The 13094-nt window shown below is 57.6% G+C and carries 8 protein-coding genes; 7 read left to right on the top strand and 1 reads right to left on the bottom strand.

Features of this window, described 5'->3' with window-relative positions; all coding sequences use genetic code 11:
- The first annotated feature begins 9 nt into the window (after positions 1 to 9).
- Positions 10 to 1350 carry a gluconate transporter gene (gntU, locus tag AQ981_RS03640; RefSeq protein WP_058910409.1) on the top strand — a complete coding sequence of 447 codons (1341 nt, stop codon included), beginning with the start codon at positions 10 to 12 and terminating at the stop codon, positions 1348 to 1350.
- A 123-nt stretch (positions 1351 to 1473) separates the two neighbouring features.
- Here gntU and AQ981_RS03635 read toward each other — a convergent pair whose 3' ends face one another.
- The gene (locus tag AQ981_RS03635; protein WP_058910408.1) at positions 1474 to 2067 is read right to left on the bottom strand and encodes a YhgN family NAAT transporter; all 594 of its coding nucleotides are present in this window, start codon (positions 2065 to 2067) and stop codon (positions 1474 to 1476) included.
- A 176-nt stretch (positions 2068 to 2243) separates the two neighbouring features.
- On the opposite strand from AQ981_RS03635, the gene asd reads away from it, so the two are divergent.
- From asd to glgP, 6 genes are all read left to right on the top strand, one after another.
- Complete coding sequence (gene asd, locus AQ981_RS03630; protein ID WP_058910407.1) at positions 2244 to 3350, top strand: aspartate-semialdehyde dehydrogenase; 1107 nt, start codon at positions 2244 to 2246, stop codon at positions 3348 to 3350.
- Positions 3351 to 3608: 258 nt separating this feature from the next.
- On the top strand, positions 3609 to 5795 hold the full coding sequence (gene glgB, locus AQ981_RS03625) for a 1,4-alpha-glucan branching enzyme (protein WP_058910406.1): 2187 nt from the start codon (positions 3609 to 3611) through the stop codon (positions 5793 to 5795).
- Entirely contained in the window at positions 5792 to 7780 is a 1989-nt protein-coding gene (gene glgX, locus AQ981_RS03620) for a glycogen debranching protein GlgX (protein ID WP_058910405.1), read from the top strand. Before glgB ends, glgX begins: the two co-directional genes overlap by 4 nt.
- Positions 7781 to 7794: 14 nt before the next feature.
- Positions 7795 to 9078, top strand: coding sequence for a glucose-1-phosphate adenylyltransferase (gene glgC / locus AQ981_RS03615; protein WP_058910404.1), 1284 nt, complete (start codon positions 7795 to 7797; stop codon positions 9076 to 9078).
- Between the two features lie 95 nt (positions 9079 to 9173).
- Positions 9174 to 10607, top strand: a complete 1434-nt coding sequence (gene glgA / locus AQ981_RS03610; RefSeq protein WP_058910403.1) for a glycogen synthase GlgA — start codon at positions 9174 to 9176, stop codon at positions 10605 to 10607.
- 19 nt (positions 10608 to 10626) lie between these two features.
- The gene (gene glgP / locus AQ981_RS03605) at positions 10627 to 13074 is read left to right on the top strand and encodes a glycogen phosphorylase (RefSeq protein ID WP_058910402.1); all 2448 of its coding nucleotides are present in this window, start codon (positions 10627 to 10629) and stop codon (positions 13072 to 13074) included.
- The last annotated feature ends 20 nt before the right edge of the window (positions 13075 to 13094 follow it).

Here is a 13094-nt window from a genome sequence, read left to right as displayed (position 1 = left end):
GCAGTGGCAGTGAGTACATTATCGCTTGTTTTAACAGCAGCAGGTTCGGTTTTACTGCTGCTGTTTTTAGTGATGAAGGCGCGGATGCACGCTTTTGTCGCTTTGATGGTGGTTTCTATTGGCGCCGGCCTGTTCTCCGGTATGCCTCTTGAAAAGATAGCCGCAACGATGGAGAAAGGCATGGGCGGCACGCTCGGCTTTCTGGCCGTGGTGGTGGCGCTGGGGGCGATGTTCGGCAAAATCCTGCATGAAACCGGGGCGGTGGATCAGATAGCGGTCAAAATGCTCAAATCCTTCGGCCACAGCCGCGCCCACTATGCGATCGGTCTGGCGGGATTGATCTGCGCGCTGCCGTTGTTCTTTGAAGTGGCGATTGTGCTGCTGATCAGCGTCGCTTTTTCGATGGCCCGCCATACCGGCACTAACCTGGTTAAACTGGTGATCCCGCTGTTTGCCGGCGTAGCTGCCGCGGCGGCGTTTCTGCTGCCCGGGCCGGCGCCGATGCTGCTGGCCTCCCAGATGCATGCCGATTTCGGCTGGATGATTCTTATCGGCCTGTGTGCGGCGATCCCCGGAATGATCATCGCCGGTCCGCTGTTTGGCAATTTCATCAGTCGCTATGTTGAGCTGAACATTCCTGACGATATTAGCGAGCCCCATCTCGGGGAAGGCAAACTGCCCTCCTTCGGCTTCAGTCTGTCGCTGATTCTGCTGCCGCTGGTGCTGGTGGGGATGAAAACCATCGCCGCGCGCTTTACGGTGGAAGGGTCGCCACTGTATCAGTGGCTGGAGTTTATCGGTCACCCGTTTATCGCCATTCTGATCGCCTGTCTGGTGGCTATCTACGGTCTGGCGATGCGCCAGGGGATGGCGAAAGAGAAGGTGATGGAGATTTGCGGCCACGCGCTGCAGCCCGCGGGGATTATTCTGCTGGTGATCGGCGCCGGCGGCGTGTTTAAGCAGGTGCTGGTGGATTCCGGCGTTGGTCCGGCCCTTGGCGAATCGCTGACCGGTATGGGGCTGCCGATCGCGGTGACCTGTTTTATCCTCGCTGCGGCGGTGCGCATTATTCAGGGATCGGCGACCGTGGCCTGTCTGACGGCGGTCGGTCTGGTGATGCCGGTGATAAGCCAACTGCATTTTTCCGGGGCGCAACTGGCGGCGCTGTCGATTTGTATTGGCGGCGGCTCGATTGTGGTCAGCCATGTCAATGATGCCGGATTCTGGCTGTATGGTCGTTTTACCGGCGCCAGTGAGGCACAGACCCTGAAAACCTGGACGATGATGGAAACCCTCCTCGGCACCGTCGGGGCGCTGGTCGGGATGATAGCGTTTAGCCTGTTAAGCTGAAAAAACGCCGCGAAATTCGCGGCGTCAGACGGCGGATAAAGGAGGAAAAGCGTGGTTTTTCCTCCGTTGTGGTTATCAGTCAGTTCAGCAATAAGATGAGGTTGGTCACCCATCGCGGCGTTTTTATCCCTTCATCCACGCCCGGATGCCGTCGAGAAACATTTGCGTGGCCAGCATTACCAGAATCAATCCCATCAGGCGTTCCATCGCGTTAACGCCTTTCTCACCCAGCAAGCGTAAAAACAGCGACGACTGCAGCAGAATGGCGACCGTACCGCCCCAGGCCAACATCAGAGCGATCACCAGGTGGCCCATCTGGTTCGGATACTGGTGGGATAACAGCATCAGGGTAGCCAGTAGGGTCGGACCGGCCACCAGCGGAATAGCCAGCGGTACGATAAACGGCTCTTCGCCGGCGGGCAGGCCGCTGGTGGTGCCGGACTGGCTGGGGAAGATCATGCGAATGGCGATCAGAAACAGAATAATCCCGCCGGAAATAGAGACCGTTTCCGCCCGCAAATTGAGGAATGAGAGAATTTTTTCGCCGGCGAACAGAAATACCAGCATCAGCGCCAGAGCAATCAGCAGTTCACGGATCATGATAGCCCGGCGTCGCTTCGGCTCGGTATGTTTTAACACCGACATGAAAATAGGTAAATTTCCTAATGGATCCATAATCAGGATCAACAAAACGGCGGCGGAAATGATTTCATTCATTAATAGTTGTCCGTGATAATAATGAGTAGTTTCTGCTAATAAGTTGCGTTTCTGATGGTACGGAGATCATTGATTAAATTCACTTGCGACTTTGGCTGCATTTTGTAAGGTGAAGGAAGTTCCGGTTTGGTACTGGTACACACAAAACGCACACACCTCTGCAGGAAATATTGGTTATGAAAAATGTTGGTTTTATCGGCTGGCGCGGTATGGTCGGCTCCGTACTCATGCAGCGCATGGTTGAAGAGCGCGATTTCGACGCGATTCGCCCCGTTTTCTTTTCTACCTCCCAGCTCGGGCAGGAAGCCCCCGCGTTCGGCGGGCACGCTGGCGGCACGCTTCAGGATGCATACTCCCTGGAAGCGTTGAAGGCGCTGGACATTATCGTGACCTGCCAGGGCGGCGATTATACCAACGAAATGTATCCGAAGCTCCGTGAAAGCGGCTGGCAGGGTTACTGGATTGATGCGGCCTCTTCGCTGCGTATGAAAGATGACGCCATCATTATTCTCGACCCGGTGAACCAGCACGTCATCCAGGATGGCCTCAATAAAGGGATCAAGACCTTTGTCGGCGGCAACTGTACCGTAAGTCTGATGCTGATGTCACTTGGCGGCCTGTTCGCTAATGATCTGGTGGAGTGGGTCTCTGTGGCGACCTACCAGGCGGCCTCCGGCGGCGGCGCGCGCCATATGCGCGAACTGCTGACCCAGATGGGCCAGTTGCACAGTGAAGTCGCCGCGGAACTGGCCGATCCGGCCTCCGCGATCCTTGATATTGAACGTAAAGTGACCCGGTTGACGCGCAGCGGCGCGCTGCCGGTGGATAACTTTGGCGTACCGCTGGCCGGTAGCCTGATCCCGTGGATCGATAAGCAACTGGAAAACGGCCAGAGCCGCGAAGAGTGGAAGGGCCAGGCGGAAACCAACAAAATTCTGAATACTGCCCGGGCTATTCCGGTAGATGGTCTGTGCGTGCGGGTTGGCGCGCTGCGCTGCCATAGCCAGGCGTTCACTCTCAAACTGAAGAAAGATGTCTCGTTGTCCACTATCGAATCGATGCTCGCCAGCCATAACGACTGGGTAAAAGTGGTGCCGAACGATCGGGAGATAACGATGCGCGAACTGACGCCGGCGGCGGTTACAGGCACGCTGACCACGCCGGTTGGCCGCCTGCGCAAGCTGAATATGGGACCGGAGTTCCTCTCTGCGTTTACTGTCGGCGACCAGCTATTGTGGGGGGCGGCGGAGCCGTTGCGCCGCATGTTGCGTCAATTGGCGTAAGGGCGATTTTGCTAACCTTGGGGTGTACTGATGTACGCCCCTTTTAATGCGTAATGCAAGGAGTAACGCGGATGTTCCATCATTTCTCAGGAGTAAGATAACGCGTTGGCTATGCTTAAGGTTAGGGTTCGCCCTGGCTGAAGGTTGAACGGGATCTCAGGAACCTTGAAAAAGACTCGTTCAGGTCACATAAAAAAGTCAGTCATGCGCTGTCGGGCTCAGGTCGTACAACGCTGACACATATACAGGATGACTAGCATGTCCGTTCGTTTAGAAAGAGACGTGATTAATGCGCTAATTGCCGGCCACTTTGCCGATCCTTTTTCTGTGCTGGGAATGCACCAAACCGATGCCGGGCTTGAGGTCCGCGCGTTACTTCCCGACGCCACCGATGTGTGGGTCATTGAGCCGAAGACCGGTCGCAAGGTCGGAAAACTGGAATGCCTTGATTCCCGTGGCTTCTTCGCCGGTGTATTGCCGCGCCGCAAAAATACTTTCCGCTATCAACTGGCCGTGGTCTGGCATGGCCAACAGAATCTCATCGACGATCCATACCGCTTTGGTCCCCTGATTCAGGAGATGGACAGTTGGCTGTTGTCTGAAGGCACCCATCAGCGTCCCTATGAAAATCTCGGCGCCCACCCCACGACCATGGACGGAGTGACCGGTACGCGCTTTTCGGTCTGGGCTCCCAACGCCCGCCGGGTCTCGGTGGTCGGGCAGTTCAACTACTGGGATGGCCGCCGCCATCCGATGCGTCTGCGTCAGGAAAGCGGTATCTGGGAACTGTTTGTGCCCGGCGCCCTCAGCGGGCAGCTCTACAAGTTTGAGATGATTGACGCCCGGGGCGAGCTGCGTATTAAAGCCGATCCGTATGCGTTTGAGGCGCAGATGCGCCCGGAAACCGCCTCGCTGATTTGTGGGCTGCCGGAAAAGGTTCAGCTCAGTCCGGAACGCCAGCAGGCCAACCGCCTGGATGCCCCGATTTCGGTGTATGAAGTGCACCTCGGCTCCTGGCGACGCCACACCGATAACAACTTCTGGCTGAGCTACCGTGAGTTGGCCGACCAGTTGATCCCCTACGCCAAAGGTATGGGCTTTACCCATCTGGAATTACTGCCGGTGAACGAACATCCGTTCGACGGTAGCTGGGGCTATCAGCCGACCGGGCTGTACGCGCCGACCCGCCGTTTCGGCACCCGGGACGACTTCCGCTATTTCGTCGATGCCGCTCATGAAGCGGGTCTCAATGTGATCCTCGACTGGGTGCCCGGCCACTTCCCTTCCGACGAGTTCGGGCTGGCGGATTTTGACGGCACCGCGCTGTATGAGCACAGCGATCCCCGGGAAGGCTATCACCAGGACTGGAATACGCTGATCTACAACTATGGCCGCCGGGAAGTCAGCAACTATCTGGTGGGGAACGCGCTGTACTGGATGGAGCGTTTCGGTATTGATGCCCTGCGGGTGGATGCGGTGGCGTCGATGATTTACCGCGACTACAGCCGCAAAGAGGGGGAGTGGATCCCCAATGAATATGGCGGTCGGGAAAACCTCGAAGCAATAGCGTTTCTGCGCAATACCAACCGTATTATCGGCGAGCAGGTGCCCGGCGCGGTGACCATGGCGGAAGAGTCCACTGATTTCGCCGGCGTGTCGCGTCCGCCGTCTGACGGCGGGCTTGGGTTCTGGTACAAGTGGAATCTGGGCTGGATGCACGACACCCTGGATTATATGAAGCTCGATCCGGTGTATCGCCAGTACCACCACGAAAAACTCACCTTCGGCATGTTGTACAACTACACTGAAAACTTTGTACTGCCGCTGTCTCATGACGAAGTGGTCCACGGTAAAAAATCGATCCTTGATCGCATGCCGGGAGATGCCTGGCAGAAGTTCGCCAACCTGCGCGCCTACTATGGCTGGATGTGGGCTTTCCCCGGTAAAAAACTGCTGTTTATGGGCAATGAATTCGCCCAGGGGCGGGAGTGGAACCATGACGCCAGCCTCGACTGGCATCTGCTGGAAGGCGGCGACAACTGGCACCACGGGGTACAGCGGCTGGTGCGCGATCTGAACTTTACTTACCGCCATCATAAGGCGCTGTATGAGCTGGATTTCGACCCCTACGGTTTCGAATGGCTGGTCGTTGAGGACAAGGCGAATTCGGTGCTGGTGTTCGTGCGCCGGGATAAGCAGGGCAATGAGATTATCGTCGCCAGTAACTTCACGCCGGTGCCGCGCTATGACTATCGCTTTGGTATCAACCAGCCCGGACGCTGGCGCGAGACGTTGAACACCGATTCCATGCATTACCACGGTAGCAATGCCGGCAACGGCGGCGCGGTGCACAGTGATGCTATCCCCAGTCATGGCCGCGATCATTCGCTGAGCGTTACGTTGCCGCCGCTGGCGACGATTTGGCTGGTGCGGGAGGCGGAATGACGTTACTCGCGCTGACGCCGGGAAAGGCGGCGCCGTCCGGCGCCCACTTTGATGGTCAGGGAGTGAACTTCACGCTGTTTTCCGCCCACGCTGAGCAGGTGGAGCTGTGCGTCTTTAATGAGCGCGACGAAGAGTTGCGCTATACGCTGCCGGCGCGCAGCGGTGATATCTGGCACGGTTATCTGCCCGGCGCCAGACCGGGGTTGCGTTACGGCTACCGGGTTTATGGGCCCTGGGAACCCCATCAGGGCCAGCGCTTTAACCCGGCGAAACTGCTACTCGATCCCTGTGCCCGGGGGCTGGATGGTCCGGTGAGCGACCATCCGCTGCTGCACGATGGCCGTGATACGCCTGACCCGCAGGACAGCGCCCCGGTAATGCCGAAATGCGTGGTGCTTGACGATCGGTATGACTGGCAAAATGACGCTCCTCCCGCCACGCCGTGGGGGCAAACGGTGATTTACGAAGCCCACGTACGCGGCCTGACGATGCGCCATCCGGATATTCCGCCGGCGTTGCGTGGGACTTACGCGGCGCTGGGGCATCCGGTGATGATCGACTATTTCCGGCGCCTGGGGATTACCGCCGTCGAACTGCTGCCGGTGGCGCAGTTTACCAGCGAGCCGCGCCTGCAGCGCCTTGGGTTGTCCAATTACTGGGGCTATAACCCGCTGGCGATGTACGCCGTGGAGCCCCGTTACGCCAGTCGTCATCAGCCGCAGGCGGCGCTGGACGAATTTCGCGACGCGGTAAAGGCGCTGCATAAGGCCGGTATTGAGGTGATTGTCGATATTGTGCTTAACCACAGCGCGGAGACCGATCTCGATGGTCAGACATTCTCGTTCCGCGGTATCGATAACCGCAGCTACTACTGGCTGCAGGAAGGGGGCGACTACCACAACTGGACCGGCTGCGGCAACACCTTCAACCTCAGCCATCCGCGGGTGGTGGACTTCGCCATCGGCTGCCTGAAGTTCTGGGTGGAAACCTGCCATGTCGATGGTTTCCGGTTTGATTTAGCGACAGTGATGGGACGTACGCCGGCGTTTCGCCAGGATGCGCCGCTGTTTGAGGCTATCCGGCGCGATCCGCGGCTGAGCGCCGTGAAGCTGATCGCCGAGCCCTGGGATATCGGTCCTGGCGGCTATCAGGTCGGCAATTTTCCGCCGCAGTTCGCCGAATGGAACGACCATTTCCGCGACGGTATGCGGCGCTTCTGGCTCCAGCAGAGGGGCTCCCTCGGGGAGTACGCCTGTCGCTTCGCCGCCTCCAGCGATCTGTTTCGCCGCGAGGGACGTCTGCCGCACGCGACAATAAATCAGATTACTGCCCATGACGGTTTTACGCTGCGCGACTGCGTTTCTTATAGCCATAAACATAATGAGGCCAATGGCGAAGAGAATCGCGACGGAACCGACAATAATTACAGTAATAACCATGGTATAGAGGGAATTGACGCCAGTTTTGAGATTGCGGAACGGCGTCGCCAGAGCGCTCATTCGCTGCTGACGTCGCTGTTGCTGGCGCAGGGGACCCCGATGCTGTTGGCCGGCGATGAACACGGTCACAGCCAGCACGGCAACAATAACGCCTACTGCCAGGATAACGAACTGACCTGGCTGGACTGGGAGAGTCGTAGTGACGGGCTAACCGCCTTCACGGCGGCGCTGATTCATCTGAGACATACCGTTCCCGCTCTGACCCTGAATCGCTGGTGGGAAGAGGGAGACGGTAATGTGCGCTGGCTCAACCAGAGCGCGCAGCCTTTACAGCCGGAAGAATGGCAGGCCGGGATCCGCCGTATGCAGATTCAGCTGTCCGGGAACTGGCTTATCACGATTAACGCAACTGAAGATGTGGGCGAAATCGTACTACCCGATGGAGAGTGGCGCGCTGTACCCCCGTTCGCCGGTGAGGATAACCCGGTGATGGCGAGAGTGTGGCACGGGCCAGCGCGTGGGGTGTGCGTTTTCCACAAGTCATAGAAAAGGAGTCAGTCATGGTGAAGTTAGAGAAAAACGATACCCTAATGTTGGCGCGACAGCTGCCAATGAAATCCGTTGCGTTGATTTTGGCTGGCGGCCGCGGCACCCGCTTAAAGGATTTAACCACCACGCGCGCCAAGCCGGCGGTGCATTTTGGCGGTAAATTCCGCATTATCGACTTTGCCCTGTCCAACTGTATTAACTCCGGTATTCGCCGTATTGGCGTCATCACCCAGTACCAGTCCCACTCCCTGGTGCAGCATATCCAGCGCGGCTGGTCGTTTTTCAGCGAAGAGATGAATGAATTCGTCGATCTGCTGCCGGCCCAGCAGCGGGTACACGGTGAAAACTGGTACCGCGGCACCGCGGACGCGGTGACCCAGAACCTCGACATTATCCGGCGCTATAAGGCTGAGTATGTGGTGATTCTCGCCGGGGATCATATCTATAAGCAGGACTATTCGCGTATGCTTATCGATCACGCCGAAAAAGGCGCGCGCTGTACGGTGGCCTGTATGCCGGTGCCGATTGAAGAGGCGTCGGCGTTTGGCGTGATGGCGGTGGATGCGGACGAAAAAATTATCGAATTCGTCGAGAAACCGGCTAACCCGCCGGCGATGCCCGGCGATGCCACGAAGTCGCTGGCCAGCATGGGGATTTACATCTTCAATGCCGACTATCTGTATGAACTGCTGGAAGAGGATGACAAGGACGAGAACTCCAGCCACGACTTCGGTAAAGACATTATTCCGAAGATCACTAAAGCGGGCTATGCCTATGCGCATCCGTTCCCGCTCTCCTGCGTGCAGTCCGATCCGAACTCTGAGCCCTACTGGCGCGATGTCGGAACCCTGGAGGCCTACTGGCGCGCTAACCTCGATCTGGCATCGGTGACCCCGGAGCTGGATATGTACGACCAGCACTGGCCGATTCGCACGCATATGGAGTCCCTGCCACCGGCCAAGTTCGTTCAGGACCGCTCCGGCAGCCATGGGATGACCCTCAACTCGCTGGTGTCCGGGGGCTGTATTATTTCCGGCTCCGTGGTGGTGCAATCGGTACTGTTTCCGCGGGTGCGGGTCAATTCGTTCTGTAATATCGACTCCGCCGTGCTGCTGCCCGATGTCTGGGTCGGGCGCTCCTGTCGCCTGCGGCGCTGCGTCATCGACCGCGCCTGTGTGATCCCGGAAGGTATGATTATCGGTGAGAACGCGGAAGAAGATGCGCGTCGTTTTTACCGCTCCGAAGAGGGGATCGTGCTGGTGACGCGAGCCATGCTGGCCCGGCTGAAAAGCTGACGCTGTCCGGCGAAAAGGACCTCGCACGGGGCAACCCGTGCGCTGAATAACTGTTTGGCGCGCGCTTCGCGCCATTATCTTAAACGGGAGCGACAATGCAGGTTTTACATGTCTGTTCTGAGATGTTTCCTTTGTTGAAAACCGGTGGTCTGGCGGACGTGATTGGCGCGCTACCTGCGGCGCAAATTGCTCAGGGAATGGATGCCAGGGTGTTATTGCCGGCATTTCCTGACATTCGTCGCGGTATTCCGGACGCGCAGGTCGTCACGCGGCGCAATACGTTTGCCGGCCCGATAGCGCTGCTGTACGGGCACTATAACGGCGTGGGTATTTATTTGATCGACGCCCCACACCTTTACGATCGCCCGGGAAGCCCGTATCACGATACCAATCTGTACGCCTATACCGACAATGTGCTGCGTTTTGCGCTGCTGGGTTGGGTGGGCTGCGAGCTGGCCTGCGGTATGGATACCTTCTGGCGTCCGGATGTGGTGCATGCCCATGACTGGCATGCCGGTCTGGCGCCGGCCTACCTCGCGGCGCGCGGCAAGCCGGCGAAATCAGTGTTTACCGTTCATAACCTGGCCTACCAGGGGATGTTTTATGCTCACCATATGAACGATATCCAGCTTCCCTGGTCGTTCTTTCATATGCACGGCCTCGAATTCCACGGCCAAATCTCATTTCTTAAGGCCGGCCTGTTTTACGCCGACCATATCACCGCCGTCAGCCCAACCTATGCCCGGGAGATTACCGAGCCGCAGTTCGCGTACGGTATGGAAGGGCTGCTCGGCCAGCGTCATCGGGAAGGGCGCCTTTCCGGGATTCTGAACGGCGTGGACGACCGGGTGTGGTCTCCGGAGCATGACCCGCAGCTGGCTTCCCGATATAGTCGCGATACGCTGGAAGATAAGGCGGAAAACAAGCGTCAGTTGCAGGTCGCCATGGGGCTGAAGGTGGATGAGAAAGCGCCGCTGTTCGCCGTGGTCAGCCGCCTGACCAGCCAGAAAGGTCTGGATCTGGTACTGGAGGCGCTGCCTGGGCTGCTGGAGCAGGGCGGACAACTGGCTCTGCTGGGGGCCGGCGATCCGGTGCTCCAGGAAGGGTTTCTCGCCGCGGCGGCGGAACATCCCGGCCAGGTGGGGGTGCAGATAGGATATCACGAAGCGTTTTCCCATCGCATCATGGGCGGGGCCGATATTATCCTGGTGCCCAGTCGCTTTGAACCCTGTGGTCTGACACAATTGTATGGTCTTAAGTACGGTACACTGCCGCTGGTCAGGAGGACTGGCGGGCTGGCGGATACTGTAACTGACTGTTCGCTGGAGAATCTGGCGGACGGCGCGGCCAGCGGGTTTGTGTTTGAGGATAGCAACGCCTGGTCGTTGTTGCGGGCGGTACGGCGCGCTTTCGTGCTGTGGTCCCGTCCGTCACTGTGGCGCTTTGTTCAACGTCAGGCGATGGCTATGGATTTTAGCTGGCAGGTGGCGGCGCAGTCTTACCGCGATCTCTATCAACGCTTGATGTAATTATGCAGGAATGACTGATATGACAGCACCTTTTAGCTATGCATCTCCGACACTCAGCGTTGAGGCTTTGAAGCACTCGATCGCCTATAAGCTGATGTTCACCATTGGGAAGGATCCGGCGATCGCCAATAAGCACGAGTGGCTGAACGCGACTCTGTTTGCGGTGCGCGATCGCATGGTGGAGCGCTGGCTGCGTTCCAACCGCGCCCAGCTTTCCCAGGAAGATCGCCAGGTCTACTATCTCTCGATGGAGTTTCTGATTGGCCGTACCCTGTCGAACTCGCTGCTTTCACTGGGCATCTATGATGATGTTAAAGCGGCGCTGGAAGATATGGGACTGGACCTCGAAGAGCTGATTGACGAGGAGAATGACCCGGGATTAGGCAACGGCGGCCTCGGGCGCCTGGCGGCCTGTTTCCTCGATTCGCTGGCCACTCTGGCGCTACCGGGCCGCGGTTACGGTATCCGCTATGACTACGGTATGTTTAAGCAGAATATCGTCGAGGGGCGTCAGAAAGAGTCGCCGGACTACTGGCTGGAATACGGCAACCCGTGGGAATTTAAGCGCCACAATACCCGCTATCGGGTGCGCTTTGGCGGCCGCATTCAGCAGGAAGGTAAGAAAACCCGCTGGGTGGAAACCGAAGAAATCCTCGCCGTCGCCTATGATCAAATTATCCCCGGTTACGATACTGACGCCACCAACACGCTGCGCCTGTGGAGCGCGCAGGCCAGTAGCGAGATTAACCTCGGGAAATTTAATCAGGGGGACTATTTTGCGGCGGTGGAAGATAAAAACCATTCCGAGAACGTTTCCCGGGTCCTCTATCCGGATGACTCGACCTACTCTGGCCGCGAACTGCGCCTGCGCCAGGAGTATTTCCTGGTCTCTGCCACGATTCAGGATATCCTCAGTCGCCACTATCAGTTGCATAAAACCTATGACAACCTGGCGGATAAAATCGCTATCCACCTCAATGATACCCATCCGGTGCTGTCGATTCCCGAGCTGATGCGTTTGCTGATCGACGAGCACCGCTTTGGCTGGGAAGAGGCGTTCGAGGTGGCCTGCCAGGTATTCTCATATACCAACCATACGCTGATGAGCGAGGCGCTGGAAACCTGGCCGGTGGAGATGCTGGGGAAAATTCTGCCGCGTCATCTGCAGATCATCTTTGAGATTAACGACTACTTCCTGAAGACCGTTCAGGAGCAGTATCCCAACAACGTTGAGCTGCTGAGCCGGGCGTCGATTATTGATGAGTCCAATGGCCGCCGGGTGCGCATGGCGTGGCTGGCGGTAGTGGTCAGTCACAAAGTCAACGGCGTGTCGGAGCTGCACTCCAACCTGATGGTGCAGTCGCTGTTCGCCGACTTCGCGCAAATCTTTCCGATGCGTTTTTGTAATAAGACCAATGGCGTAACGCCGCGGCGCTGGCTGGCGCTGGCGAACCCGTCGCTGTCCGGGGTGCTGGATGAGCATATTGGCCGTACCTGGCGTACTGACCTCAGCCAGCTTAACGAACTGAAGCAGTATATCGACTTCCCGGCGGTGAATAAGCAGGTACGCGACGCCAAACTGGAAAACAAAAAGCGTCTCGCCACGTGGATTGGTCAGCAGCTCAATGTAGTGGTTAATCCGAAGGCGCTGTTTGATGTGCAGATCAAGCGTATTCACGAGTACAAACGCCAGTTGATGAACGTGCTGCATGTGATCACCCGCTACAACCGTATTAAAGACGATCCGGATGCCGAGTGGGTGCCGCGGGTCAATATCTTTGCCGGTAAGGCCGCCTCGGCCTACTACATGGCCAAGCATATTATTCATTTGATCAACGATGTGGCGAAGGTGGTCAACAACGATCCGCTGGTGAAAGACCGGTTGAAAGTGGTGTTCATCCCTAACTACAGCGTTAGCCTTGCTCAACTGATTATCCCGGCGGCGGACCTGTCGGAGCAGATTTCCCTGGCCGGGACGGAAGCCTCCGGCACCAGTAATATGAAATTTGCCCTGAACGGCGCGCTGACCATCGGCACCCTCGACGGGGCGAACGTGGAGATGCAGGAGCATGTGGGCGAAGAGAATATCTTTATCTTCGGTAATACCGCGGAGCAGGTCGAAGCGCTGCGCGCTAAGGGCTATAACCCGCGCGAGTATTATGAACAGGATGAAGAGTTGCGGCGAGTGCTGACGCAGATCGGCACCGGCGTCTTTAGCCCGGAAGAGCCGGGGCGTTATCGCGATCTGATCGACTCGCTGATTAACTTTGGCGACCATTATCAGGTTCTGGCGGATTATCGCAGTTATGTCGACTGCCAGGATTCCGTGGACGACCTCTATCTGCAGCCGGAGGCGTGGTCGAGCCGGGCGATGCACAATATCGCCAATATGGGCTATTTCTCTTCAGACCGGACGATTCAGGAGTATGCTGACGAGATCTGGCATATTAAGCCGGTGAGGCTGTAAATGAACAGGGAGGCGCGAGC

Origin of the sequence: Entomohabitans teleogrylli (assembly GCF_001484765.1) — a bacterium.
Taxonomy (GTDB): domain Bacteria; phylum Pseudomonadota; class Gammaproteobacteria; order Enterobacterales; family Enterobacteriaceae; genus Entomohabitans; species Entomohabitans teleogrylli.
This window is presented reverse-complemented; position numbering and strand designations above follow the sequence as displayed.

Excerpts from the sequence above, each read along its gene's own strand:
- AQ981_RS03635 (WP_058910408.1), bottom strand. The coding sequence starts at position 2,067 with ATGAATGAAATCATTTCCGCCGCCGTTTTGTTGATCCTGATTATGGAT.
- glgC (WP_058910404.1), top strand. The coding sequence starts at position 7,795 with ATGGTGAAGTTAGAGAAAAACGATACCCTAATGTTGGCGCGACAGCTG.
- glgP (WP_058910402.1), top strand. The coding sequence starts at position 10,627 with ATGACAGCACCTTTTAGCTATGCATCTCCGACACTCAGCGTTGAGGCT.
- asd (WP_058910407.1), top strand. The coding sequence starts at position 2,244 with ATGAAAAATGTTGGTTTTATCGGCTGGCGCGGTATGGTCGGCTCCGTA.
- glgX (WP_058910405.1), top strand. The coding sequence starts at position 5,792 with ATGACGTTACTCGCGCTGACGCCGGGAAAGGCGGCGCCGTCCGGCGCC.
- glgA (WP_058910403.1), top strand. The coding sequence starts at position 9,174 with ATGCAGGTTTTACATGTCTGTTCTGAGATGTTTCCTTTGTTGAAAACC.
- glgB (WP_058910406.1), top strand. The coding sequence starts at position 3,609 with ATGTCCGTTCGTTTAGAAAGAGACGTGATTAATGCGCTAATTGCCGGC.